This window comes from Pseudomonas sp. 18175 (assembly GCF_050432925.1).
Taxonomy (GTDB): Bacteria; Pseudomonadota; Gammaproteobacteria; order Pseudomonadales; family Pseudomonadaceae; genus Aquipseudomonas.
In genome coordinates, this window is the sequence record NZ_JBKFTO010000025.1 from 1 (window position 1) to 26,410 (window position 26,410).

The following is a 26,410-nucleotide window of genomic DNA, read 5'->3' on the forward strand; positions in this document are numbered from 1 at the left end:
GTGAAGGGGTGGGGCGAAGTCTCCCACGGTCTGTACTGGCTAGAGTCAGATGCTGGCTTTTAGTCCCACCACCCCTACAAGTCTAACCATACAAGCTGGCTTGCCAGCTCCCACTTTTTTCTGCATTCCAGTTCAAAAATAGTCATTATTTTGGCGTCAAAAAACATCTTGACGCATTCCTAACGATTCTTTCACTCGACATTCGTCATTTTTTTTCGTAGTGGCACCACTTTTTTAAATCACTAGTGGCACAAAACTATCCCCCCACGCCAACTCCCTATAACTACTGGCCCAAATAGCAAGTGCTATCAATATAGTACCAGTGCCATCTTTCCTAATATTTCAAGAAATTTCCGGAAACAGGATGAGCGGCCTGGAACTTCGCCTAAACGGGCGGCTCATACCACCGGTAACGAAATTCTCTGTTTCTGTAGGAGATAACTTACACAGCGACCCAAGGAAGTAGCGAAGTTGCCCCATCAACTTTGACTCATGGGTCACATCATCAACTGATATGAGTTGAGGGCGGCGATAAGGATTCATTGCTATCCCCTATAGGCCAAGGCAACGCTTACCCAGATGTGTCAGTGATGACACCCAAGACGTTGATAAATAAAGGCTTAACGCCTCTATCTGCGCCTTGCGGCACTGGCGTCGGGACCTTCCCCCCAGAAGGCCGGCTGCATTTGAGGGCAAGCCCCAATAACAAGGCCAAGTTGCGCACAACTTGAGTGCAATAGTTAGTCACTCGTTATTCAACATGCCTGTACACGGTAAGTCGGCGTCTATTCGCCCAACTTTCGTGGCATCAGTGACGCTTGCAAACATGAACTCCGGCCAATTATTGGCATGATTAACAAAGAGGTAAATGCGATGCGCATCAGCATATTTGGTCTAGGTTACGTTGGCGCAGTCTGTGCCGGTTGCCTGTCTGCCCGTGGCCACGAAGTGGTCGGCGTAGACATCTCCAAGGACAAGATCGACCTGATCAATGCCGGTAAATCGCCGATCGTTGAACCAGGCCTGGGCGAGCTGTTGAGCAAGGGGATCGAGACCGGTCGCCTGCGTGGCACCACCAACTTCGCCGAAGCCATCCGCGATACCGACCTGTCGATGATCTGCGTCGGTACGCCAAGCAAGAAAAACGGCGACCTGGAACTCGATTACATCGAAGCCGTGTGCCGCGAAATCGGTTTTGTCCTGCGTGACAAAGCCACCCGCCACACCGTTGTCGTGCGCAGTACCGTACTGCCAGGCACCGTGGCCAACGTGGTGATCCCAATCCTCGAAGACTGCTCCGGCAAAAAAGCTGGCGTCGACTTCGGTGTGGCGGTCAACCCGGAATTCCTGCGTGAATCCACCGCCATCGCCGACTACGACCTGCCACCGATGACCGTCATCGGCGAGTTCGACAAAGCCAGCGGCGATGTGCTGCAGTCGCTGTACGAAGAACTCGACGCGCCGATCATCCGCAAGGACATCGCTGTCGCCGAGATGATCAAGTACACCTGCAATGTGTGGCACGCCACCAAAGTCACCTTCGCCAACGAGATCGGCAACATCGCCAAAGCGGTCGGCGTCGATGGCCGTGAAGTGATGGAAGTGGTCTGCCAGGACAAGACCCTCAACCTGTCCCAGTACTACATGCGCCCAGGCTTCGCTTTCGGTGGCTCCTGCCTGCCAAAAGACGTGCGCGCCCTCACCTACCGCGCCGGTTCCCTGGACGTCGAAGCACCGCTGCTCAACTCGCTGATGCGCAGCAACGAGTCCCAGGTACAAAACGCCTTCGACATCGTTAACAGCCACGACAAGCGCAAAGTCGCCCTGCTGGGCCTGAGCTTCAAGGCCGGCACCGACGACCTGCGTGAAAGCCCGCTGGTAGAGCTGGCGGAAATGCTGATCGGCAAGGGCTTCGACCTGAGCATCTACGACAGCAACGTCGAGTACGCCCGTGTCCACGGTGCGAACAAGGATTACATCGAAGGCAAGATCCCGCACGTGTCGTCCCTGCTCAACTCGGACTTCGATGAGGTGATCAACAACTCCGACGTGATCATCCTCGGCAACCGCGACGAGAAATTCCGTGCCCTGGCGCAGAACGCACCGCACGGCAAGCAAGTGATCGACCTGGTCGGCTTCATGGCCAACGCGACCTGCACCACCGGTCGCACCGAAGGCATCTGCTGGTAACAGCAACGGCAAGTTCCGGGCGGCGCGGGTTTCCATCCCCAGCGCGCGCCGCCTGGAACCTCCTTCACCTTCGGAAGATGCTTATGTCCAAGTTAAAACACGTCCTACTGCAATCCGCCGGCTGGCTGTTCTTCCTCAGCCTGCTGATGGGACTCGCCTTGATGTTGCCGGCGAGTACGTTCGACTCAGAGTCGAAGAATTTTATTTTCCTGATTGGCGCCGTGGGTATCTGGCGCTACTCGATGGGTGCTACGCATTTCTTTCGCGGCATGCTGTTTTTGTACGTGGTCTACCCGCATCTGCGCCGCAAAGTGCGCAAGCTGGGCAAGAGCGCCGACCCGTCCCATGTGTTCCTGATGGTCACCAGCTTTCGTATCGATGCATTGACCACCGCCCAGGTGTACAGCTCGGTGATTCGCGAAGCCATCGAATGTGGCTTCCCCACCACCGTGGTCTGCTCGCTGGTGGAAATGTCCGATGAGCTGCTGGTGAAAAGCCTGTGGGAACGCATGGCGCCGCCGGATCACGTGAAGCTCGACTTCGTGCGCATCGCCGGTACCGGCAAGCGCGACGGCCTGGCTTTTGGTTTCCGCGCCATCTCCCGCCACCTGCCGGATGACCGCGCCGTGGTGGCCGTGATCGATGGCGACACCGTGCTCGCCGAAGGCGTCGTACGCAAGACCGTGCCGTGGTTCCAACTGTTCGGCAATGTCGGTGGCCTGACCACCAACGAGTTCTGCGAAGTGCGCGGCGGCTACATCATGAGCGAGTGGCACAAGCTGCGCTTTGCCCAGCGCCACATCAACATGTGCTCCATGGCCCTGTCCAAGCGCGTGCTGACCATGACCGGCCGTATGTCGGTGTTCCGTGCCAGCGTCGTGACCGACCCGGGCTTTATCGCCGACGTAGAAAGCGACTCGCTGCAACACTGGCGCCTGGGCCGCTTCAAGTTCCTCACCGGCGACGACAAGTCCAGCTGGTTCAGCCTGATGCGCCTGGGCTACGACACCTTCTACGTGCCGGACGCTGCGATCCACACCGTGGAACACCCGCCGGAAAAGAGCTTTATCAAGGCCAGCCGCAAGCTGATGTTCCGCTGGTACGGCAACAACCTGCGCCAGAACTCCCGTGCCCTGGGCCTGGGCGTGCGTCGCCTGGGTGTGTTCACCAGCATCGTACTGTTCGACCAGCGTGTGTCGATGTGGACCTCGCTCTTGGGCCTGACGGTCGCGTTCATCGCCACCTTCAAGTACGGCGGCGCGTTCATCCTCGCGTACCTGCTGTGGATCGGAATCACCCGCCTGATCCTCACCCTGCTGCTGTCGTGCTCCGGCCACAAGATCGGCCCGGCTTACCCGGCGATTCTCTATTACAACCAGATCATGGGCGCGCTGGTGAAGATCTACGTGTTCTTCCGCCTCGATCAACAGTCCTGGACCCGCCAGGACACCAAACTGACCCGCGATTTGGCCAGCTTTCAACGTTGGTTCAACACCTGGTCGTCTCGGACCATGACCTTCTCCGCCGGCAGCATCTTCGTCGCCGTGTTGCTGATGATGGTCTGAACCTGCCAAGCCTGAATTAACTAGGAACTACACACCATGAATAGCCAAGCAAACGTCAATGTTGTCCACGAATCCGAAGCCCAGCGCCAACACGCACGGGTCAAAATCCCGGCCAAACTGCGCTTCTTCGGCAATGACGGCAAACCCACCGAAGCGCGGGTGATCGACCTGTCCGCCGGCGGCCTGGCATTCACCGCGACCCAGCCGCTGAATGTGGGCGAAGTGCACAAGGGCCGCTTGCAGTTTGTGATCGATAACCTGGGCCTGGCGATGGACGTGGAGTTGCAGATCCGCTCCTACGACCGCCAGAGCGGCCGCACCGGTTGCCAGTTCCAGAACCTCGAATTGCAGGATATTTCTACCCTGCGCCACCTGATCACCTCTCACTTGTCCGGCGATATCGTGTCGATGGGTGAAGTGCTGGCCACCCTGCAACGGGACAACTTCACCAAGGCGCGCAAGGTCAAGGACAGCGGCAGCAACATGAGCGCGGCTGGCCGCCTGCGCGCTGTGGTGTTCAGTGCCGGTATCTTCATCGTCGGCCTGGCCGCTTTCGGTTTCATCTTCAAGTCGGTGTACGGCATGTACTTCGTCAGCCACGCCCAGGCCGGTGTGGTGAGCGTGCCCGGCATGAACGTGACCATGCCCCGCGACGGCACCGTGCAAAGCCTGCTCAAAGGTGACGGGATCGCCGCCAAAGGCGCACCGCTGGCGAGCTTCAGCACTAGCATGCTGGATGTACTCAAGGGCCACCTGGACGAAGACCAACTGCAACCGGCCAAGGTTGAAGAACTGTTCGGCAAGCAAATGACCGGCACCCTGACCTCGCCGTGTGATTGCGTGGTGGCCCAGCAAATGGTCGCCGACGGTCAGTACGCCAACAAAGGCGACGTGATCTTCCAACTGGTACCACGCGGCAGCCTGGCCAATGTGGAAGCGCGCTTTACCTACCGCCAATTCGCCGATGTGCGCCCAGGCACCCCGGTGAGCTTCCAGGTCGCCGACGAAGAACAACTGCGTACCGGCACCATCGTCAGCAGCACCAGCCTGAACAGCGCCGACCTGTCCTCCGACATCCGCGTGCAGATCAAGCCTGACGCACCGCTGGACAGCACCTACGCCGGTCGCCCGGTGGAAGTGACCAGCGACCGTGGCCCATCGCTGAACTGGCTGATCGACAAAGCCATGGCTAACGGTCTGTAAGCGAGGACATGCCTGTGATGACTCCTATAAAAACACCGCGGTCCCTGTGGGAGCGGGCTTGCTCGCGAAAGCAGTGTGTCAGCCAGCACATGTATCAACTGACAGGGCCCCTTCGCGAGCAAGCCCGCTCCCACATGGGTTCTCTGTGCACATTGGCATTGGCGGTGAGCCTCGCCGGTTGCGCCGGCCTGCCCGATCAACGCCTGGCTAACGAAGCGCTCAAACGCGGCGACACCGTCACCGCGCAGCAGAACTACCAGCAACTGGCAGACCTGGGCTACAGCGAGGCCCAAGTGGGCCTGGCCGATATCCAGGTGGGCACCCGCGACCCGGCGCAGATCAAACAGGCCGAAGCCACTTACCGTGCGGCGGCCGACACCTCCCCACGCGCCCAGGCTCGTCTGGGTCGCCTGCTGGTGGCCAAGCCCGGCAGCACCGAAGCCGAGCACCACGAAGCCGAAACCCTGCTGAAAAAAGCCTTTGCCAATGGCGAAGGCAACACCCTGATTCCGCTGGCGATGCTGTACCTGCAATACCCCCACAGCTTCCCAAACGTGAACGCCCAGCAGCAGATCAGCAAATGGCAAGCCTCGGGCTACCCCGAAGCCGGTCTGGCCCAGGTGCTGCTGTATCGCACCCAAGGCACTTACGACCAGCACTTGGATGATGTGGAACGCATTTGCAAGGCCGCGCTGAACACCACCGATATCTGCTACGTCGAGCTGGCCACGGTCTACCAGAAAAAAGCCGAACCCGAGAAACAAGCCGAACTGCTCAAGCAAATGGAAGCCGGCTACAGCCGTGGCACCGTCACCGCCCAGCGCGTGGACAGCGTGGCCCGCGTACTCGGCGATGCCACCCTCGGCACCCCGGACGAAAAAACCGCCCAGGCGTTGCTGGAAAAAATCGCCCCTGGCTACCCGGCTTCTTGGGTGAGCCTGGCGCAACTGCTCTACGACTTCCCGGAACTGGGCGACGTTGACCAGATGATGAAGTACCTGGACAACGGCCGCGCCGCCGACCAGCCCCGCGCCGAGCTGCTGCTGGGCAAGCTCTACTACGAAGGCAAGTGGGTACCCGCCGACGCCAAGGCCGCCGAAGCCCACTTCGAAAAAGCCCAAGGCAAGGAAGTCGCCGCCGATTACTACCTCGGCCAGATCTACCGCCGTGGCTACCTGGGCAAGGTTTACCCGCAAAAAGCCCTGGACCACTTGCTGACCGCTGCGCGCAACGGCCAGAACAGCGCCGACTTCGCCATCGCTCAATTGTTTTCCCAAGGCAAGGGCACCAAGCCCGACCCATTGAATGCCTATGTCTTCAGCCAGTTGGCTAAAGCCCAGGACACGCCAGAGGCCAACGACTTGGCCACCCAACTTGAGGCCCCGCTGACACCGGAGCAACGCACCCAAGGCCAACGCCTGGTGCAACAAGAGCTGGCGACCCGCGGCACCCTGGCCCAGAGCACGTTGCAATTGCACGCCCTGGAAGAAGACGACGGCGAGGAATCCCTATGAAGCTCAACCCATTCGTCAAGGCTGGTATCGGCCTGACCTTCGCCCTGCTGTGGTCGTGCCCGACCCTGGCGGCGCTGACCGAAGCCAAGAATTTCGGCCTGGAAGTCAAAGCCACCGCCCAGTCCGAAGATGACCGCGACCTCGGCACCCAGAAAGGCGGCGACGTTAACGGCATCGGCCTCGACCTGCGCCCATGGATCTACGGTGAAAGCGGCGCGTGGAGCGCCTACGCCATGGGCCAGGCCGTGGTGTCCAGCGACATCATCGAGACTGACACCCTGCAACAGTCCTCCGATGACGTGAACCAGCAGACCACCAACAACGATCGCAAGGCCAAGAAAAACTACCTGGCCATGCGCGAGTTCTGGGTCGGCTACAGCGGCTTCACGCCCTACCCTGGAGAGATCCTCAAGCTGGGCCGCCAACGCCTGCGCAATGACGACGGCCAATGGCGCGACACCAATATCGAAGCACTGAACTGGACCTTCGACACCACCTTGCTCAAAGCCAACGTGGGCGTCGCCGAGCGGTTCAGCGAATACCGCACCGACCTCAAGGAACTGTCGCCCGTCGACAAAGACCGCCAGCACCTCTACGCCGACGCCGCCTACCAGTGGACGCCCGGCCAGTGGATCGGCCTGCGCGCTCACCACACCCATGACAACGGCAAGCTCGACTACCCGCAACCGGGCGTGGCCACCGACTCGCTGGACAAGCGCGAGAACGGCGACCTGACCTGGCTCGGCATCGAAGCCAACAGCGACGCCTACAACTGGCGCAACACCAACACCGTCAACTACTGGGCCAGCGTCACCGGCATGCGCGGTGATCGCGACAAGGTCAACGCCCTGACTGCCGACGGCGAGCGCCCGGCGCAAGCCAAGAACAGCGACGACTTGAGTGGCTGGGCCACCGACATCGGCGTGCGCCTGCGTCTCGACCCGCAGTGGCAAGTGGGTGCGGCCTATGCCCGTGCCAGCGCCGACTACGAGCAGAACGGCCTGCAAAGCAACCGCTCGAACTGGACCGGTACCCAGTCCCGCGTACACCGTTTCGGCGAAGCATTTCGCGGCGAGATGAACAACATGCAGTCCATGAGCCTGTTCGGTTCCTGGCAGCTGCGCGAGGACTATGACGCAAGCCTGGTGTACCACAAGTTCTGGCGCGTGGACGGCAACAAGCCGGTCAGCAGCAACGGCATCGCCGCCGTGGACAACACCACCGACGCCGCCGGTGACATCGTCTCCAGCACCTCGCTGCCACTGGCCGATGGCAAAAAAGACCTGGGCCAAGAAATGGACCTGGTGGTCACCAAGTACTTCAAGAAAGGCCTGCTGCCGGCAGCCCTCAGCCAGTCCATCGATGAGCCTTCGGCCCTGGTGCGTTTCCGTGCTGGCGTGTTCAAGCCGGGCGACGCCTATGGCAGCAACGTTGACTCGTACATGCACCGCGCGTTTGTCGACGTGATCTGGAAATTCTGATGGGAGCCTGCGCGATGAAAGCTCACCCCTCCAAAGGCAGAAGTTTGCTGGTCGCGGCGATACTGATGGCCAACGCCACAGCCTTCGCGGATACCACGCAGCCGGTCAAGGCGCCGACCATCGCCAAAGAACTGCAACAGGCCAAGACCTACACCATTTCCAGCCCGCCGACCGCGCCGCTGGAAATGGCCAAGCCGGCCCTGCCTGACCTGTCGGGCTACACCGCCGCTGCGATGGAAAAGAAAATCGTGCGGACCAAGCCGGGCAAAATCAGCCTGCGCCGCATGATGCAGGAAGACGCCCTCAAGGACTTTATCGGCGGTGACAACAAGATGGCCGAATGGGTGGTGCGCCAACACGGCATTCCCCAGGCGATCTTTGTCGACGACGGCTACATGAACCTCAAGGACCTGCTGGGCAAGGTGCCCAAGCAGTACTTCAGCGAGACGTCGCCCGGTGTGTTCCTGGCCAAGCTGCCGATTGTGGTGGGCCGCAAAGGCATCCTCGACATCGACGGCAAGACTCAAGAATTGCGCCTGTCCCAGGAAGCCGGTTCGTTCCTGATCAATGATGGCCAGCTGTTTGTGCGCGACACCAAGGTCACCGGCTGGAGCGAAAAGGCCAACGGCCCGGCGCTGTTCAAGTCGCCCAAGGAGTTCCGCCCGTTCCTGCTGGCCTGGGGCGGCACCGAGACCTATATCTCCAAGACCAAGATGGCCAGCTTCGGCTACGCCAACAGTAAGTCGTACGGGGTGAGTATTTCCCAGTACACGCCGAACATGGCCAAGGTGCTCAAGCGCCCGGAACCGACCGGTTGGATCATTGATTCCGAGTTCTCGGACATGTGGTACGGCTTCTACTGCTACGAGACCACGAACTTCGTGATCAAGAGCAATACCTACAAAGACAACATCGTCTACGGCATTGACCCCCACGACCGTTCCCACGGTTTGATCATCGCGGACAACACCGTTCACGGCACCAAGAAGAAGCACGGCATCATCATCTCGCGGGAGGTGAACGACAGCTTCATCTTCAATAACCGTAGCTACGACAACAAGCTCTCGGGCCTGGTGCTGGACCGCAACAGCGTCAACAACCTAGTGGCCGACAACGAGTTCTACCGCAACCACACCGACGGCATCACCCTCTATGAGAGCGGTGACAACCTGCTGTGGGGCAACAAGGTGATTGCCAACCGTCGCCACGGGATTCGCGTGCGTAACAGCGTGAACATCAAGCTGTACGAGAACACCTCGATGGCCAACGGATTGACCGGCCTGTACGGCCACATCAAGGACTTGACCGACACCGACCGCGACATCGCCCTCGACCCGTTCGACGCCCAGGTGTCGCTGATCGTGGTCGGTGGTGAGCTGGCCGGTAACGGCAGCGGGCCGCTGTCCATCGACTCGCCCTTGAGCGTGGAGCTGTACCGCGTGTCGATGCTGGCGCCGACCAAATCCAGCGGCATCAGCTTCAACGGTGTGCTGGGTGATCGCCAGGAAGAGATTCTCGACCTGCTGGTACGCCAGCAGAAAGCCGTGCTGATCGACCCTGTCGAACGCCAGACCGAAATGCAGGACTGAGGATGACCCTTATGCACCCACACATGATCAAACTGCTGAGCCTCTCGGGTCTGACCCTCGGCCTGCTTGCGGCCAGCCAGGGCGTGCGCGCCGATGAAGTACAGGCGCCTACTTTCACCGCCGAACCGTGCTGCAGCCTGTGCCCCGCCGCCCATGATGCGAAGAACTACACCACGCGCTACCAGCAGAACTTCACCACCCTGGTGCAAGCCCAGGGCGACTGGTTGTTCCGCACCCAGGAAGACCTGCGCACCGAGTTCGACACCTCCCCGGCCGGCTACAAACGCATGCAGCAACTGCACGATGCGTTCAAGGCAAAAGGCGTGGAACTGGTGGTGGTCTACCAGCCGACCCGTGGTCTGGTAAACCGCAACAAGCTCAACCCCGAAGAAAAAGCCAAGTTCGATTTCGACAAGGCCCTGGGCAACTACAAAACCATGCTCGGCCGTTTCGCCAAGATGGGTTACGTGGTGCCGGACCTGTCGCCGCTCACCAACGAGCAGTTGCCGGATGAACTGCCGGCCCACGATTTCTACTTCCGCGGTGACCAACACTGGACCCCCTACGGCGCCCAGCGCACCGCGAAGATCGTCGGCGCCAAAGTGCGCGCCATGCCGGAGTTTGCCGGGATTCCCCAGCGTGAATTCGAGACCAAGCGCTCCGGGCGCATGGGCAAGACCGGCACCCTGCACAACATGGCCGGGCAACTGTGCGGCACCAGCTACGCGATCCAGTACATGGACCAGTTCACCACCGAGCCCAAGGGCGAAGCGGGCGACGGCGACCTGTTCGGCGACTCGGGCAACCCGCAGATCACCCTGGTGGGCACCAGCCACAGCGGCAAGAACTACAACTTCGCCGGTTTCCTGGAACAGGAAATCGGTGCGGACATCCTCAACGTGGCCTTCCCCGGTGGCGGCCTGGAAGGTTCGATGATCCAGTACCTGGGCAGCGATGAATTCCAGAAGACCCCACCGAAAATCCTCATCTGGGAATTCTCGCCGCTGTACCGCCTGGACCAAGAGACCATCTACCGCCAGATGATGTCGCTGCTGGACAACGGCTGCGAAGGCAAGCCCGCGCAGATGACCGCCAGCACTTCTTTGAAGCCGGGCAAGAACGAATTGATGGTTAACAGTTCGAACAAAGACCTGCGTAACGCCAATCACCAGGTTGATATCCGCTTCGCCGACCCGTCGGTGAAAACCCTGCAAGCCACCCTCTGGTACATGAACGGGCGCCACGAGGACATCAAAATCGAGAAACCCGAAACATCCGACACAGACGGGCGTTTCGCCTTCGAACTGCGCACCGATGAAGACTGGGCCTCGCAAAACTTGCTGGCCGTGGAAGTGCAGGGTCCAGAAAAGGGCGCGCAGAAGGTTGAAGCGAAAATTTGCACACGCAACGTATTCCCAAGCGGCGGTCAAAAAACCGCTCAACTCGGGCAATGAGGTTACCTATGCAGAAGTTATTGATTCCCACGTTGCTGGGCCTGGCGATCTTCGCCGGCACAGCCAACGCCGCCGCCCCACTGCGTCCACCCAAGGGTTATTTCGCCCCGGTGGAAGCCTTCAAGACCGGCGACTTCAAGAATGACTGCGACGCCATGCCGGCGCCGTACACCGGCTCGCTGCAATTTCGCAGCAAGTACGAAGGCTCGGACAAGGCCCGTTCCACGCTGAACGTGCAGTCCGAAAAAGCTTTTCGCGACAGCACCGCCGACATCACCAAGCTGGAAAAAGACACCAGCAAGCGCGTGATGCAATTCATGCGCGATGGTCGCCCGGAGCAGCTGGAATGCACGCTCAACTGGCTGACCAGTTGGGCCAAGGCCGATGCGTTGATGTCCAAGGACTTCAACCACACCGGCAAGTCCATGCGCAAATGGGCGTTGGGCAGCATGGCTTCGGCTTATGTACGCCTAAAGTTTTCCGACTCCCACCCGCTGGCCAACCACCAGCAGGAAGCCCAGTTGATCGAAGCCTGGTTCAACAAACTGGCCGACCAAGTGGTGAGCGACTGGGACAACCTACCGCTGGAAAAAACCAACAACCACTCCTACTGGGCCGCCTGGTCGGTGATGGCAACGTCCGTCGCCACCAACCGCCGCGACCTGTTTGATTGGGCGGTGAAGGAATACAAAGTCGGCGTGAACCAGGTCGATGACCAAGGCTTCTTGCCCAACGAATTGAAGCGCCAACAACGGGCCTTGTCGTACCACAACTACGCCCTGCCGCCGCTGTCGATGATCGCAAGCTTTGCCCTGGTCAACGGTGTGGACCTGCGCCAGGAAAACAACAGCGCGCTCAAACGCCTGGGCGACAAAGTGCTGGCCGGGGTCAAAGATCCAGAGATCTTCGAGCAGAAGAACGGCAAGGAACAAGACATGAAGGACCTCAAGGAAGACATGAAATATGCCTGGCTTGAACCCTTCTGCACCCTCTACACCTGTGCGCCGGATGTTATCGAGCGCAAGCACGGGATGCAGCCGTTCAAGACCTTCCGCCTCGGCGGTGACCTGACCAAGGTCTACGACCCGGCGCATGAAAAAGGCAACAAAGGTTCTTGAGTAACTAACTGAAGGAACAGGGTCCCAATGTGGGAGCGGGGGGGGGGGGGGGGGGGGGGGGGGGGGGGGGGGGGGGGGGGGGGGGGGGGGGGGGGGGGGGGGGGGGGGGGGGGGGGGGGGGGGGGGGGGGGGGGGGGGGGGGGGGGGGGGGGGGGGGGGGGGGGGGGGGGGGGGGGGGGGGGGGGGGGGGGGGGGGGGGGGGGGGGGGGGGGGGGGGGGGGGGGGGGGGGGGGGGGGGGGGGGGGGGGGGGGGGGGGGGGGGGGGGGGGGGGGGGGGGGGGGGGGGGGGGGGGGGGGGGGGGGGGGGGNTCCTTCGAAATCGTGGGGGGGTTTGGGGGGGCTGCGGCCCTTGACTGTGGTTAAACATGGAGAGATCGGGATGGTTTTCTCGTCCAATGTGTTCCTGTTTTTGTTCTTGCCGATCTTTCTCGGCTTGTACTACTTGAGCGGGCAACGCTATCGCAATCTGCTGCTGCTGATTGCCAGCTATGTGTTCTACGCCTGGTGGCGAGTGGACTTCCTGGCGCTGTTCGCCGCCGTCACGCTGTGGAACTACTGGATCGGCCTCAAGGTCGGCGCAGCGGGCGTGCGCACCAAGCCGGCCCAGCGCTGGCTGCTGCTCGGCGTCGCCGTCGACCTGTGCATCCTCGGCTACTTCAAGTACGCCAACTTCGGCGTCGACAGCATCAATGTGATGATGAAGTCGGCGGGCCTGGAGCCGTTCATCCTCACCCACGTGCTGTTGCCGATCGGGATCTCGTTCTACATCTTCGAGTCCATCAGCTACATCATCGACGTGTATCGCGGCGACACCCCGGCCACCCGCAACTTGATCGACTTTGCGGCGTTCGTGGCGATCTTCCCGCACTTGATTGCCGGCCCCGTGCTGCGTTTTCGCGACCTGGCCGACCAGTTCAACAACCGTACCCACACCCTCGACAAGTTCTCCGAGGGCTGCACGCGGTTCATGCAGGGTTTCATCAAGAAGGTGTTCATTGCCGACACCCTCGCGGTGGTGGCCGACCATTGCTTCGCCCTGCAAAACCCGACCACGGGCGATGCCTGGCTCGGCGCGCTGGCCTACACCGCACAGCTGTACTTCGACTTCTCCGGCTACAGCGACATGGCCATCGGCCTGGGCTTGATGATGGGTTTCCGCTTCATGGAAAACTTCAAGCAGCCGTACATCAGCCAGTCGATCACCGAGTTCTGGCGCCGCTGGCACATCAGCCTCTCCACCTGGCTGCGTGACTACCTCTACATCACCCTGGGCGGCAACCGTAAAGGCACGCTGACCACCTACCGCAACCTGTTCCTGACCATGCTGCTCGGTGGTCTGTGGCACGGCGCGAACATCACCTACATCGTGTGGGGTGCCTGGCACGGCATGTGGCTGGCGATTGAAAAAGCCATCGGCCTCAACACCGCGCCGCGCAGCTTCAACGTGTTGCGCTGGGCCTTCACCTTCCTGCTGGTGGTAATGGGCTGGGTGATCTTCCGCGCTGAAAACCTGCACGTCGCCGGCCGTATGTACGGTGCGATGTTCAGCTTTGGCGAATGGTCTCTGTCGGAACTCAATCGCGCCAGCCTCACCGGCCTGCAAGTGGCAACCCTGGTGGTGGCGTATGCGACGTTGGCGTTCTTTGGCCTGCGGGATTTCTACACCAACCGCCCTGCCGAAAAAACCAAGCCGGCCGACCCAAGCCTGATCAAGGCAGTGCCTGGCGACAACCCCGGCAGCATCCACCAGCCCGGCTTCACCGTGGGCCAGGACGCCGCCGTACAACCGGCCTATTGGACCGCTGACTGGCCACGCTACGCCATGCGCGCTGCGGTGCTGCTGCTGTTCGTGGCGTCGATTCTCAAACTGTCGGCGCAGAGTTTCTCGCCGTTCCTTTACTTCCAATTTTGAGGGAGCCGACCATGACCCGTTCATTACGCGTCCTCTATATCGGCCTGTTCCTGGTGGTGCTGCTGGCCCTGGGCGCCTGGTCGCTGCGCAGTTTCTTCGGCTTTAGCACCAACGCCGACGCCACCGTGCTTAACGGTCGCTGGACCAAAGCCGTCGAGACGCACTACGACGACGAGTTCCCGATCAAGCGCATCGGCACCAACCTTTGGGCGGCGCTGGACTACAAGCTGTTCAACGAAGGCCGCCCTGGCGTGGTGCTGGGCCGCGATCACTGGTTGTACAGCGACGAGGAATTCAACCCCATCGTCAACGAAGACCAGAACCTGCAAGGCAACTACGCACTGGTCGAAGGCGTGCGTCAGAAGCTCAAGGCCCAGGGCATCCAGTTGGTCATGGCGATTGTCCCGGCCAAGGTGCGCCTGTACCCGGAACACGTCGGTGATGTGAAACCGGCGAGCATCCACGCCAACCTGTACCAGGACTTCCACGCCCGGGTCGCCGCCGACAACATCCCGGCCCCGGACCTGCTGGGCCCGCTGCAACAGGCCAAGCTGGCCGGCAAGCAAGTGTTCCTGCGCACCGACACCCACTGGACCCCAGACGGCGCCGAAATCGCCGCCAAGCAGTTGGCCAAGGGCATTGCCGAGAAAACCCCGCTGAGCGGCGAGCCGCAGCGCTTTGTCACCGAGGCCGAGAACACCGCACCGCACAAAGGCGACTTGCGTCTGTTCCTGCCCCTGGACCCGTTGTTTGAAAACCTGATGCCACCCAAGGAGCCGCTGGAAAAACGCGTGACCCACCTGGCCGAAACCGGTGGCGACGACGCGTTGTTCAGTAACAGCGAAACCCCAGTGGCCCTGGTAGGCACCAGCTACAGCGCCAACCCCAACTGGAACTTCGTCGGCGCGCTCAAGCAAGCCCTGCACAGTGACGTCATCAACTACTCCGAAGACGGCCACGGCCCGATCCTGCCGATGCTCAGCTACCTGAAAAGTGATGACTTCAAGAACAGCCCGCCACAGGTGCTGATCTGGGAGTTTCCTGAACGTTATCTGCCTGTAAACAACGAAATCGGTGATGCCGACCCGCAGTGGGTTGCGCAACTTAAACAAGCCGGTTCGCGCCAACAAAACATGGCTTTGAACACCCTTAAAAAATCCGAGACGCCCGACCGGGCGCAAAACTGAAAGAGAGGTAACTCACATGACTTTCACTACAACTCCTCGTCGTCTCGCTAAAACCCTGGCACTCGCGGCCGGCCTGAGCGTCGTCTCCCTGTCTGCCTTCGCCGGTGGTGACGCCGCCCTGTACGGCCCGACCGCGCCTAAAGGTTCGAGCTTTGTGCGTGTGTACAACGCCAGCAACCAGGAAGTGAGCGCCACCGTCGGCGCCACCAATCTGAGCGACGTTGCGCCGCTGGCCAGCAGCGATTTCAGCTTTATGCCGGGCGGTGACTACAGCGCCAAGATCGGCAGCCAGACTGTGCCGGTAAAACTCGCGGCCGACCACTACTACACCTTGGTCAACAACAGCAGCGGCCAGCCGCAACTGATCGAAGAGCCGCCATTCAAGAACAAGCAAAAATCCCTGGTACGTGTGCAAAACCTGAGTGACAAGGCCCTGACCTTGAAGACCGCCGACGGCAAGACCGATGTGGTTAAGTCGGTGGCCGCCAAGAGCCGTGGCGAGCGTGAAATCAACCCGGTGAAAGTGAGCCTGGCGTTGTATGACGGTGACAAGAAAGTCGGCGATGTGAAGCCGGTTGCTTTGGAACGTGGTGAAGCGGCGGTGCTGTATGTGACGGGCTCCGGTTCGAGCCTATCGCCAGTCTGGGTGAAACGCCCGGTATCGACCCGCTGATTAGCTTTTCAACTTGAGGCCCGCCCCTGTCGGGGTGGGCTCTGACCCCAATCGATTCAAGGAGAAACACCCATGATCCCAGTAATCCTTTCCGGTGGTAGCGGCTCACGTCTTTGGCCGCTTTCCCGTAAACAGTTTCCAAAACAATTCCTGGCCCTGACCGGCGAGCACACGCTGTTCCAGCAAACCCTGGAGCGTCTGGTGTTCGAAGGCATGGACACCCCGATTGTGGTCTGCAACAAGGACCATCGTTTTATCGTCAACGAGCAACTGGCCAACCGTAAGCTGGAATGCCAACGCATCCTGATGGAACCGTTTGGCCGTAACACTGCGCCGGCTGTGGCCCTGACCGCGATGATGCTGGTCAACGAAGGCCGCGACGAGCTGATGCTGGTGCTGCCCGCCGACCACGTGATCGACGACCAGAAAGCCCTGCAACGTGCGCTGGCCCTGGCCACCGTGGCGGCCGAGCGCGGCGAGATGGTGCTGTTCGGCGTACCGGCGACCCGTCCGGAAACCGGCTACGGCTACATCAAGTCCACCGCCGATTCGCTGCTGCCGGAAGGCGTGAGCCGCGTTGAGCAGTTCGTGGAAAAACCCAACGAAAAACGCGCCGTCGAGTTCGTCAAAAGCGGCGGTTATTTCTGGAACAGCGGCATGTTCCTGTTCCGCGCCAGTCGCTTCCTCGAAGAACTGAAAAAGCACGATCCAGACATCTACGACACCTGCCTGCTGACCCTTGAGCGCAGCGAGCAGGACGCCGACACGGTGTCCTTCGACGAAGCGACTTTCGCCTGCTGCCCGGACAACTCCATCGACTACGCCGTGATGGAAAAAACCCAGCGCGCCTGCGTGGTACCGCTGAGTGCAGGCTGGAGCGACGTGGGTTGCTGGGCGTCGCTGTGGGCGGTCAACGATAAAGACGTCAACGGCAACGTCACCAAGGGCGACGTGGTGATCCAGGACAGCAAGAACTGCATGATCCACGGCAACGGCAAGCTGGTATCGGTGATCGGCCTGGAAAACATCGTGGTGGTGGAAACCAAGGACGCGATGATGATTGCCCACAAGGACAAGGTCCAGGGCGTCAAGCAGATGGTCAACACCCTCAACGAACAGGGCCGTAACGAAACCCAGAACCACTGCGAAGTCTATCGTCCGTGGGGCTCCTACGACTCGGTGGACATGGGCGGGCGCTTCCAGGTCAAGCACATCTCGGTCAAGCCGGGCGCGTGCCTGTCGCTGCAAATGCACCACCATCGCGCCGAACACTGGATCGTGGTCAGCGGCACCGCCGAAGTGACCTGCGATGAGAATGTGTTCCTGCTCTGCGAGAACCAGTCCACCTACATCCCGATTGCCTCGGTGCACCGCCTGCGCAACCCAGGCAAGATCCCGTTGGAGATCATCGAAGTGCAATCGGGCAGCTATTTGGGCGAAGACGATATCGAGCGGTTCGAAGATATCTACGGTCGTTCGACGCCGGTTGAGCGTGGTGTGTCGGTGAAAACTATCGCGCAGTAATACCGTCGAATAAGAAGCCCCCGTCCAGCCGACTGCGTCCCCTATCCGCAGCCGGTTGGGCGGGGGCTTTTTTTTGGGATTTTGTGGTGGCTGTGAGGGTGTCATCGCAGGTAAGCCAGCTCCCACATTCGACTGCATTCCAAAGGGTGTACACGGTTAACTGTGGGAGCTGGCTTGCCTGCGATGGCGCCCGCCCAATCAACACTTATCTCAAGCTAGCCATTCCCACCTACGCTTAAGTTAGGATGCTCGTTCCCAATTCGAGGTGGTCTCCATGTTCTTCGGCGTTCTTCTGATCATCACCTGGCTGATCCTGCTGCTGCGCTACCCTGCCAAGGCCTTGCCAGTATCCCTCGCCGCCGCCGTGGGCCTGGGCTGCGTGGCGATTTGGGTGGTGTGGCTCGACAATCGCGAAGCCTCCCAACTGGCACGCCTGGAACTGCGCATCACCTACGCCCCGCAGGAATGCCCCGCCGACCGCCCACTGAAACTGACCCTGAACAACGGTAATGATGTGCCCCTCACCGAACTGCGCTGGCGCCTCGCCGCCTACGCACCGGGGGACACCGTCAACCTGGCCGACAACGTGTATGCCGCACCCCGCTATCGCGGCCCGGGCGAGCTACAGGCCGGCGGCACCTGGGAAGACTGCCTGCCCACGCCGCCGCTGCGCCCCGGCTACCGCCCGCAAACCCTGGAATTTCGTGCCGAACACCTGCAAGGTGGCTTCTCGGACTGACAAAGGACTGCCCCATGCCCAACGTACTTATCACCGGCTGCTCCAGCGGCATTGGCCGCGCATTGGCTGACGCGTTCAAAGCTGCTGGCTTCAACGTATGGGCCAGCGCCCGTCGCCCGGAGGATGTTACCGCCCTCGCCGCCGCCGGCTTCAACGCGGTCGAACTGGACGTCAACGACAGCACCGCCCTGCAACGCCTGGCCGAACAACTGGGCGAGCTGGATGTGCTGATCAACAACGCCGGCTACGGCGCCATGGGCCCGCTACTCGACGGCGGCACCGAAGCGATGCAGCGTCAGTTCGAGACCAATGTGTTTTCCATTGTCGGCGTGACCCAGGCGCTGTTCCCGGCCTTGCGCCGCAGCAAAGGCTTGGTGGTGAATATCGGCAGTGTTTCCGGCGTGTTGGTGACGCCCTTTGCCGGCGCCTACTGCGCATCAAAGGCCGCCGTGCATGCTTTGAGCGATGCGCTGCGCATGGAGCTGGCGCCGTTTGGCATTCGCGTCATGGAAGTGCAGCCGGGCGCTATCGATACAAGCTTTGCCAAAAACGCCGGGGCCCAGGCTGAGTTGCTGATCAGCGAAAAATCCCCGTGGTGGCCGCTGCGCGAAGGCATCCGCGCCCGCTCCCAGGCCTCGCAGGACAACCCCACGCCCGCCAGCGAATTTGCGGCGCAGGTGCTCAAGGCTGTGCAACAAACACCCCCGCCACGCCTGTTGCGCGCAGGCAATGGCAGCCGGGCGTTGCCGTGGATGGCGGCGCTGGTGCCCAAAGGCTTGTTAGAGAAAGTATTGAAGAAGCGCTTTGGGCTGGATGGCACGTTGTAAGCAACTGTGAAGCCCCCTGCCAAAACCCAGGATGAGTGCCATAATCGCCGCCTGCCTCTTGAAACTGACTGGCCCCACAAGGGTAATGCGATGGAAATCAGAAAAATTCGACTGAACAACGTCGGTCGTTTTACCGACTTGGAAGTCGCCTTTGCGCCGACCGAAAAGCATGCGTCCAAGGTGACGGTGTTTGTGGGGAATAATGGGGCGGGGAAGACCACCATTCTTCGGTCGCTGGCGACTTCGCTAAGTTGGTTCGTGGAAAGCCTTCGTACAGAACAAGGTCGGGGCGACCTGATCGACGAAGCGCTGATTCACAACGACGCGGGCACTGCGGCTATAGCGATTGAAGTTGCGTATTTCGACGAAAAAACCTCGAACTGGACCCTGACCAGAACACGTAGAGGGTTCAAGGTGATGGGTCGCGCCGACCTCACAGAGGCTCGTCTTATTGCAGATAACATCAAAGATGGACTGACTTTCTCCAATCGCCAGTTATCTTTGCCGCTAATTGCTTACTACCCGGTAGAGCGCTCAGTCCTCAAAGTGCCGTTGGCAATCAAGAAGCACCCGCCTATCTATCAGTTGGATGGCTATGACAAGTCATTGAACCAGGGTGTGGACTTCGCGCGTTTTTTCGAATGGTTTCGTGACCGCGAAGACATTGAGAACGAGGCTGCAATCTCGAGTTCCACCCTGAAAAAGCTGTCAACCCGACTGGGTACAAACAGCGATTCATGGAAGGAAATCGAAGCACTGAACGCGCGCTCCAAAGATCGTCAGCTAACAGCAGTGCGCACCGCCATTTCTATGTTCATGCCTGGCTTCAACAATCTGCGCGTTGTGCGCTATCCATTACTCGAAATGGTTATAGATAAAGCAGGCACCTCGTTGAGCATAATGCAGCTTTCGCAGGGTGAAAAATCCTTGATGGCATTGGTAGGCGACATAGCCCGCCGTCTCGCAATCATGAACCCGGCGCTGGAAAACGCACTGCACGGTGCGGGTACCGTCCTCATTGACGAAGTCGATCTGCACCTTCATCCACAATGGCAACGCCGCCTCATCCACCAACTCACCGAAACCTTCCCCAACTGCCAATTCATCCTGACCACCCACTCCCCCTTGGTGATCAGCGATACCAAAGACGTCCTGTGCTACGTCCTCGACGACGGCGAACTGGAAGAACGCAACGACCTGTATGGTCTGGACGCCAATCAAGTACTGCTCAGCGTTATGGACACCGATGTGCGTAATAGCGAAGTTCAGGCTCGACTGGACCGATTGGTGGAGTTGCTGCAAGACAAACGACTGAACGAAGCCAAAGTCCTCTACGAAAAACTGTCTGCTGAGCTTTCTCCCGACCATATTGAATTGGTCAAAGCCGCCCTCCTCATTCGCAAACTGGAGTTGCGCAGTGCGTAAGATCGTCAAAGGAGATGAACCGGCAACCCTGACGCAATGGAAGCGTGCGCACCCCAGGGGCCGTTACTCGGATTTAAGCGCTGAAGAAAGAACCAGCATCCGCCATGCCTGCATCGAAGAACAACACGGTCTGTGCGCTTATTGCTGTCATGCGATAACCCTAGACAGCGCCCACAACGAACATGTCGAAGCCAGGGATACCGCCTCCAACCGCTCTCTGGACTTCTCCAATATCGTCGCCAGTTGCAACCGCAGCAAACAATGCGGCAAAGCACACGGCCATCAGGTTTTACCGCTGACATCCTTGATGCACGAGTGCGAAACGGAGTTGAAGTTTTATCTGTCGGGCCGTGTAGAAGGGCTCAGCCCCAGAGCCGTAACATCCATCCAGGTACTGAACCTGGGCGACTGTCGCGAAAACAACCGCGCCTTGTTCGGTGCCAGGAAGTCGATCTTGGATGCGCTGCTCTACGACAGCGGCATGGATGGCGACGATCTTGAAGTCGCAGACATCGATCTGTTGACAGCACTCAAGGAAGAACTGGAACAGCCCGACACCCACAACCGCCTGAAACCCTTCGCCCCCGTTCTGGTGAATGTCATTCGCCAGTTAAGCGCCTGATAACGAGCCCCCCATGATCGACTACAGCGATTTTTTCGAAGAAGTCACCCAAACCCACGTCGAGATCGAACAATGGTTCGCCGGCGTCGCCCCCGAAGGCACCTTGCAAAACCTGCTGGCCCGCTTCTCCCCGGAATTCACGATGGTCGCCCCGGCTACTGGAACACGGGTGAATGCAGCCGGGATCAATGCACTGTTTACCCGCCTGGGTGGCATGCGGCCGGGGTTGAAGATCACCTTGAGTGAAATGGTCGGGATCGACCGGCATGCGCGTGGGGCGACGGTGACTTACCGCGAGCATCAGGTAGATGACAGCGGCACCCAGACCGATCGCCGCGCAACGGTGGTGTTCGAGAAGATGGCAAGTGGCGCGCTGCTGTGGCGCCATCTGCACGAAACCTTTATCAAGGCCTGACGCGGTAAAAAAAAGTGGGAGCGGGCTTGCTCGCGAATACGGTGGTTCAGCAACAAATGTGTCGTCTGACACACCGTATTCGCGAGCAAGCCCGCTCCCACATTCTTAGATTTGTGTTTGGCTAGTCGGGCCAGGGACTACAAAAAACAGCGAACCGCCTGACATCATTTCAAGGAACCAATCCCCAGGCTCTTTCACCTCTGTCTACCCACAGGTGAAAGGATGCCAAGGGATTTCCTCCAAAGCGGCGTGCCAACCGCGCACACCACCACGCGCCAGCGACTGACCAGTCTGCTGGATCTGCCAAAACTCTATCAAACCATAGACGCCGACCCGGCTATCGTCGGGGCCGGGGTGGTGCATATCGGCAGTGATTATCAGGTGACGGTGCTAAGGGAGTTTGTGCCGCTGTGCAGTATCAGGCCCAAGCGGGTGATTTTGCGGGAGGTGGCGGGGCAGATCGCGAGTGCTGATGAGTATGCCGAGCAGGTCGCAAACTCGCCTCGTGAGTCACAGTTATGGCGGGAAGCTTCGGGAATGGCTCTATCTTGCGGTGGGGCAGTTATGAGCTTTGTTGTCGCGAAAACAGGTATGGCAGCGGCGCCGTTTACTGCTGGCGCGAGCCTTACATTGACCTACATAGCCTATACAGGCTTGGCTGCCAGCGGCGCACAGTGCTTCAACGGCGTATGGAGAACCCATAACGAATTAACTAACCCGGCCAAGAATGACTACTACGACACACTCGGTTGGTATCAAACCATGACGGTTGCTTTGGATGGCATTTCACTGGTTGGTGCGGGGGCTTCCACCTTTGCAACAGTCAAAACCGTAATGGCAATAAAGACTTCGACCGGGCGCAATATGAGCGACATATTGAGACCCATGAGCCGTCAAGAACGCGCCAAGCTAACGAGCGAAGTTCTTCGGCTGAATAATCCTCGCCATCCTCGTGAAATCATTCGTCTGAAGCAATTGGCTGGACTATTGCCTAAGCGCTTCAGCAATCCTGAGGTGCGCCTTCGCGTCCTGACTCAAATCAAAGATCAAATTGGCGCAGCCTTGGCTTTCACCGGAAGTGGTTTATCCGGAAACATCAACCAACTGGTAATCGCACTGTACGAGGAGTTCGACGAACATGAACTTCAACGTTGATCCCTTGCGCGAGTACCTAATGTGGCGCCGCTATGCCTACCGTTTTTTGCCGTCATTTGGAGGGGCACTGTTGCTGAGTCTAAGCAGCCTCGCCATCAACACCACGACTAGCTTTTCGTATTACGCAAAAACTTTAGGCCTACCGGACGAAGTCGCTTTCATAGCCGGTGTAGCACTCTGCCTAGTTTTTCTTATAGGCCAAATTGGACTTTGTGAGGGATTACGTCATTCCTCTCGAATACTCATCGCCGTGCCAATCGTGAGCGTCCTGCTATCAATCCCTTACCTTGGCAACCATCCACTCACGCTTCTGAACGTGCTCACTTTGATCACCCCCTTGCTCTACCTCTTGGTTCTCAACTCCAAAAACCACCGTCGCTACACCAGCATGTTGAGGGTCAAACGTCGACGAAAAATCAGCGCCGCCGAGTCGTTCATTCACTGAAATGACTTACTCCGACCGTACTACCAACAAAGATCAAATGTGGGAGCGGGCTTGCTCGCGAATGCAGTGGGTCAGTCACCTAATCCGTCGACTGACCCACCGCATTCGCGAGCAAGCCCGCTCCCACACTTTAGTTCTGTGTTTGGTTCACGATAACGGTGCAGGTAATGCCCGCCGCTAGCAGCACGCCCTCTGGCACTTCATCAATATGAATCCGCACAGGCACCCGTTGCGCCAACCTTACCCAGTTGAACGTCGGGTTCACGTCCGCCACCAGTTCGCGGCTCTCGGGGTTGTCGCGGTCGTAGATGCCGCGGGAGATGCTTTCCACGTGGCCCTTTAACGTCTCGCCGCTCATCAATTGCATGTCGGCTTTGTCGCCCACCTTCACATGGGGCAACTTGGTTTCTTCGAAGAAGCCATACACCCAGAACGAATTCATATCCACCACGGCCATCTTGGCCTCACCGATGCGTGCATAGTCGCCGCGATGCACGTTGAGGTTGGTGACGTAGCCGTCCACCGCTGCCAGCACTTGGGTGCGTTTGAGGTTCAGCTCGGCGGCTTCCAGTTGCGCCAGGGCGTGTTGGTAATCGGCCAGGGCGGAGTCGGCGATGTTGCTGGCGTCGTCGCGGTTCTCTTTGGAGATCACCAGGGCGTCGAGGTCGGCGCGGCGGTGGGCGTTGACCTTACGCATTTCCCAGGTGGCTTTGCGTGACGCCACCAGCGATTGCGCCTGTTTGACGGCGATGCGGTAGTGCTCGGGGTCGATCTGCATCAGCAGGTCGCCCTTTTTGACTAGCTGGTTGTCGCGCACCGGCACATCCACCACTTCACCGGTGACGTCGGCGGCGACGTTGATGATGTCGGCGCGTACGCGGCCGTCGCGGGTCCATGGGGTTTGCATGTAATGCACCCACAGCGTGCGGCCAATCCAGATCGCCAAAGCCAGTACCAGCAAGGTGGCGAGCAGGCTGAAAAACTTTTTCATCAGGGCATTCTCAACGGTAGACGCTCAGCGCCAGGGCGCCGAACAGGCAAACGAACAGGCTCAGGCGCAGCAGCGCCGGGTGCCAGAAAAATCGGTACAGGTCGAACTCGGCCAGGAATCGATCCAAGGCCCAGGCCACGGCAGCTGCGATCAGGAACATCAGGGTCATGGTCGGCATGTAGATGCCATGAAAGGCTATTTCACGCGGCATGCGCAGCTCCTTTAAGGGCAGCGAGGGGCGATTGCGGGTCCATCAGCGAGGTGCGGATAAAGTGCAGGTAGCTCTTTACCCGGCGCAGGGCCGAGGTGTCGAAGTGTGGGGCGAAGGGTTCGTCGGTGGCCTGCACGCGGCTGATCGCATGGTCGACGGCAATCAGGCCGCGCTCCAGGTTACTCGCGCTCGGTTGCAAAAACAGCCGCACCAACGAGCGGCCCATCACGCGGATCGCCTGGCGCCACGGCTGGGATTCGGCATACGCGGGGTGGATGGGCAAAATCGCCTGTTCCTTACGCAACTCGATGATCGCGTGGCCGACTTCCAGCACCACAAACATCCAGCGCAGCAGGTCGCGCTGTACCTGGGGTTGGCCGACGGCGAGGCCATAGGCCTGGTGCAGCAGGTCACGGGTGCGGCTTTCGAAACTCGACGCCAGGCCCTTGAGCTTGCCGCTGATCGCATACACCACTTGCTCGCGCAGGTCTTGCTCCAACCTGCGCCACAACCAGCGGCTGTTGGGTGGCAGGATGATCGCTCCCGCCGCCGCACACACCAGCATGCCGATGATCATGGCGATGTAGTCGTTGATGAAGGTGTAGGGGTTGTAGACGGTGAGGTTATCCGGCACTGATCCAGTGCTGAAAAAGATCAGCAAGCCGATGCCCACGCCTGCGTATTGCGGGCGTGAGGCGAGGAACGCGCCGAGGATGATCACCGGGGCGAGCATCACGCACAGCAGCGGGAAGCCGTCGATCCAGGGGAACACGAAGAACATTTCGACAAAGCCCACCAGCGCACCGATCAAGGTGCCGCAGGCCATCTGGAACGCCATGCGCTTGGGGTTGGGCGTGGCGGCGGACAGGCCGACGGTGGCCGCCGCGATCAAGGTCATGGTGGCGCCGCTGGGCCAGGCGGTGGCCACCCAGTAGCTGCCCAGCACGATAAGGATGAACGACGCACGAATGCCCGAGGCGGCGCAGGCCAGCCAGTTGGTTTTGGGCGTGTAGGGTTCGTCCCAGTCTTCACGGGCGTGGCTGTGGTCCGCCAGGGAGGCGTGGGTTTGTGCGTAGTTGTGCAGGTCGTCGACGAAGCGATAAAGCAGTTCGTAGGCCGTGTGGAAATCCAGTTGCTCGGCTTCGGTGGGGTTGCCTTCCTGGAAGGTTGCACGCAAGGCACGCACCTTGGCGGGCAGGCCGTCCTTGTAGGCCGTGAGCTGGGCGACTAACCGCGCAGCATCGGGGCTGGTGAGGGCACGCCCGGAGAAACCGTCGAGCAGTTCGGCAAGGTCTTGCAGGCCGGGTTTGATCGCCGCTACCACGTGATCGGCCTCGTCGGTGCGCAGCCGTTCGAGCAACTGGTGCAAGGCGTTGAAGCGCGTGGTGATGCTCATGAATTCGCTGTTGAGGCGGCTGAGCCGACCGTTGCGTCGACGCATGTGCGGGTCTTCGAATACGGTAAGGCTACGCAGACCTTCCAGGCCCACGGCTTCGGCGATAAAGCGCACGTTGCTGGCCTCAAAGCCTTCGCGCTGGCTGCGTCCACGCAGGCCGTCGGTGACAAACAGCGCGAATACGCCGAAGCGCTGGTACAGGGCGTTGCGCATGGCGGCGCTGCTGGTTTGCGGCAGGATCGCCGCGCTCACCAGGGTGGAACACAGAATGCCTAAGGAGATTTCCAGCACACGCCACACCGCCGCCATAAAGGCGCCGTCGGGGTGCGCCAGGGCGGGCAATCCCACCATCGCAGCGGTGTAGCCGGCGAGCACAAAACCATAGGCGCGAAAGTTGCGATTGCGCGTCGCGCCAGCGGTGCAGATACCGACCCAAATCGCCAGCGCGCCGAGGAACAGCTCAGTGTTCTGCGCAAACAGCGCAATCAAGAACACCATCACCGCCGACCCCGCCAAGGTGCCGAGGAAGCGGTAGAAACTCTTGGCGAACACCTGGCCGCTTTGTGGTTGCATCACGATAAACACGGTGATCATCGCAGTGCGCGGTTGCGGCAGTTCCAGGCGCATGGCCAGCCACAGCGTGAGGAACGCGGCGATCAACACCTTGAAGATGTACACCCAGGTCACGCCGTCGCTGCGCGCCCAGTCGAAGAAACCGCGGCGCCACTCAAGGGTGTGCAGCCAGCGCAGCGGTGCAGGCAAGGGGGTCATCGA

Annotated in this window: 22 protein-coding genes; 19 read left to right on the forward strand and 3 right to left on the reverse strand. The window is 60.0% G+C overall.

Features of this window, described 5'->3' with window-relative positions:
• The first annotated feature begins 873 nt into the window (after positions 1–873).
• From ACLD1Y_RS25910 to ACLD1Y_RS26000, 19 genes are all read left to right on the forward strand, one after another.
• Entirely contained in the window at positions 874–2,190 is a 1,317-nt protein-coding gene (locus tag ACLD1Y_RS25910) for a nucleotide sugar dehydrogenase (protein WP_429480591.1), read from the forward strand.
• Positions 2,191–2,273: 83 nt separating this feature from the next.
• On the forward strand, positions 2,274–3,755 hold the full coding sequence (gene alg8 / locus ACLD1Y_RS25915) for a mannuronan synthase (RefSeq protein ID WP_429480592.1): 1,482 nt from the start codon (positions 2,274–2,276) through the stop codon (positions 3,753–3,755).
• A 36-nt stretch (positions 3,756–3,791) separates the two neighbouring features.
• Complete coding sequence (locus ACLD1Y_RS25920; RefSeq protein ID WP_429480593.1) at positions 3,792–4,958, forward strand: PilZ domain-containing protein; 1,167 nt, start codon at positions 3,792–3,794, stop codon at positions 4,956–4,958.
• Between the two features lie 134 nt (positions 4,959–5,092).
• Positions 5,093–6,472, forward strand: a complete 1,380-nt coding sequence (algK, locus tag ACLD1Y_RS25925) for an alginate biosynthesis TPR repeat lipoprotein AlgK (protein ID WP_429480594.1) — start codon at positions 5,093–5,095, stop codon at positions 6,470–6,472.
• Positions 6,469–7,953 carry an alginate export family protein gene (locus ACLD1Y_RS25930; RefSeq protein ID WP_429480595.1) on the forward strand — a complete coding sequence of 495 codons (1,485 nt, stop codon included), beginning with the start codon at positions 6,469–6,471 and terminating at the stop codon, positions 7,951–7,953. The genes algK and ACLD1Y_RS25930 overlap by 4 nt, the downstream gene beginning before the upstream one ends.
• Positions 7,953–9,542 (forward strand): mannuronan 5-epimerase AlgG, encoded by a 1,590-nt coding sequence (gene algG / locus ACLD1Y_RS25935; protein ID WP_429480596.1) that lies wholly within the window; start codon positions 7,953–7,955, stop codon positions 9,540–9,542. Before ACLD1Y_RS25930 ends, algG begins: the two co-directional genes overlap by 1 nt.
• A gap of 11 nt (positions 9,543–9,553) precedes the next feature.
• The gene (locus ACLD1Y_RS25940; protein WP_429480659.1) at positions 9,554–10,996 is read left to right on the forward strand and encodes an alginate O-acetyltransferase; all 1,443 of its coding nucleotides are present in this window, start codon (positions 9,554–9,556) and stop codon (positions 10,994–10,996) included.
• Positions 10,997–11,004: 8 nt separating this feature from the next.
• Entirely contained in the window at positions 11,005–12,114 is a 1,110-nt protein-coding gene (locus ACLD1Y_RS25945; RefSeq protein ID WP_429480597.1) for a mannuronate-specific alginate lyase, read from the forward strand.
• Positions 12,115–12,493: 379 nt separating this feature from the next.
• The gene (locus ACLD1Y_RS25950; RefSeq protein ID WP_185708433.1) at positions 12,494–14,026 is read left to right on the forward strand and encodes an MBOAT family O-acyltransferase; all 1,533 of its coding nucleotides are present in this window, start codon (positions 12,494–12,496) and stop codon (positions 14,024–14,026) included.
• Positions 14,027–14,037: 11 nt separating this feature from the next.
• Positions 14,038–15,213, forward strand: coding sequence for an alginate O-acetyltransferase (locus ACLD1Y_RS25955; RefSeq protein WP_429480598.1), 1,176 nt, complete (start codon positions 14,038–14,040; stop codon positions 15,211–15,213).
• Between the two features lie 16 nt (positions 15,214–15,229).
• A complete protein-coding gene (locus ACLD1Y_RS25960; protein WP_429480599.1) occupies positions 15,230–15,886 on the forward strand; it encodes an alginate O-acetyltransferase AlgF in 657 nt (218 codons plus the stop codon).
• A 72-nt stretch (positions 15,887–15,958) separates the two neighbouring features.
• Positions 15,959–17,410: a mannose-1-phosphate guanylyltransferase/mannose-6-phosphate isomerase gene (locus ACLD1Y_RS25965; protein ID WP_429480600.1), complete on the forward strand. Its 1,452-nt coding sequence runs from the start codon at positions 15,959–15,961 to the stop codon at positions 17,408–17,410.
• A 274-nt stretch (positions 17,411–17,684) separates the two neighbouring features.
• A complete protein-coding gene (locus ACLD1Y_RS25970) occupies positions 17,685–18,149 on the forward strand; it encodes a multidrug transporter (protein WP_429480601.1) in 465 nt (154 codons plus the stop codon).
• Positions 18,150–18,163: 14 nt separating this feature from the next.
• Positions 18,164–18,976 (forward strand): SDR family oxidoreductase, encoded by an 813-nt coding sequence (locus ACLD1Y_RS25975; protein ID WP_429480602.1) that lies wholly within the window; start codon positions 18,164–18,166, stop codon positions 18,974–18,976.
• Positions 18,977–19,066: 90 nt separating this feature from the next.
• The gene (locus ACLD1Y_RS25980; RefSeq protein ID WP_429480603.1) at positions 19,067–20,401 is read left to right on the forward strand and encodes an AAA family ATPase; all 1,335 of its coding nucleotides are present in this window, start codon (positions 19,067–19,069) and stop codon (positions 20,399–20,401) included.
• On the forward strand, positions 20,394–21,023 hold the full coding sequence (locus ACLD1Y_RS25985) for a TIGR02646 family protein (RefSeq protein ID WP_429480604.1): 630 nt from the start codon (positions 20,394–20,396) through the stop codon (positions 21,021–21,023). The genes ACLD1Y_RS25980 and ACLD1Y_RS25985 overlap by 8 nt, the downstream gene beginning before the upstream one ends.
• Positions 21,024–21,036: 13 nt before the next feature.
• Positions 21,037–21,438, forward strand: coding sequence for a DUF4440 domain-containing protein (locus tag ACLD1Y_RS25990; RefSeq protein ID WP_429480605.1), 402 nt, complete (start codon positions 21,037–21,039; stop codon positions 21,436–21,438).
• A 222-nt stretch (positions 21,439–21,660) separates the two neighbouring features.
• On the forward strand, positions 21,661–22,593 hold the full coding sequence (locus ACLD1Y_RS25995; RefSeq protein ID WP_429480606.1) for an NAD synthetase: 933 nt from the start codon (positions 21,661–21,663) through the stop codon (positions 22,591–22,593).
• Positions 22,577–23,038, forward strand: a complete 462-nt coding sequence (locus tag ACLD1Y_RS26000; protein WP_429480607.1) for a hypothetical protein — start codon at positions 22,577–22,579, stop codon at positions 23,036–23,038. Before ACLD1Y_RS25995 ends, ACLD1Y_RS26000 begins: the two co-directional genes overlap by 17 nt.
• Positions 23,039–23,168: 130 nt before the next feature.
• Here the strand turns inward: ACLD1Y_RS26000 and ACLD1Y_RS26005 are convergent, their stop codons facing one another.
• The 3 genes from ACLD1Y_RS26005 to ACLD1Y_RS26015 are packed head-to-tail and all read right to left on the reverse strand — an operon-like array spanning position 23,169 to position 26,407.
• A complete protein-coding gene (locus ACLD1Y_RS26005) occupies positions 23,169–24,029 on the reverse strand; it encodes an efflux RND transporter periplasmic adaptor subunit (protein ID WP_429480608.1) in 861 nt (286 codons plus the stop codon).
• 10 nt (positions 24,030–24,039) lie between these two features.
• On the reverse strand, positions 24,040–24,240 hold the full coding sequence (locus ACLD1Y_RS26010; RefSeq protein ID WP_429480609.1) for a DUF1656 domain-containing protein: 201 nt from the start codon (positions 24,238–24,240) through the stop codon (positions 24,040–24,042).
• The gene (locus ACLD1Y_RS26015; protein ID WP_429480610.1) at positions 24,230–26,407 is read right to left on the reverse strand and encodes an FUSC family protein; all 2,178 of its coding nucleotides are present in this window, start codon (positions 26,405–26,407) and stop codon (positions 24,230–24,232) included. The genes ACLD1Y_RS26010 and ACLD1Y_RS26015 overlap by 11 nt, the downstream gene beginning before the upstream one ends.
• Positions 26,408–26,410 lie beyond the last annotated feature (3 nt).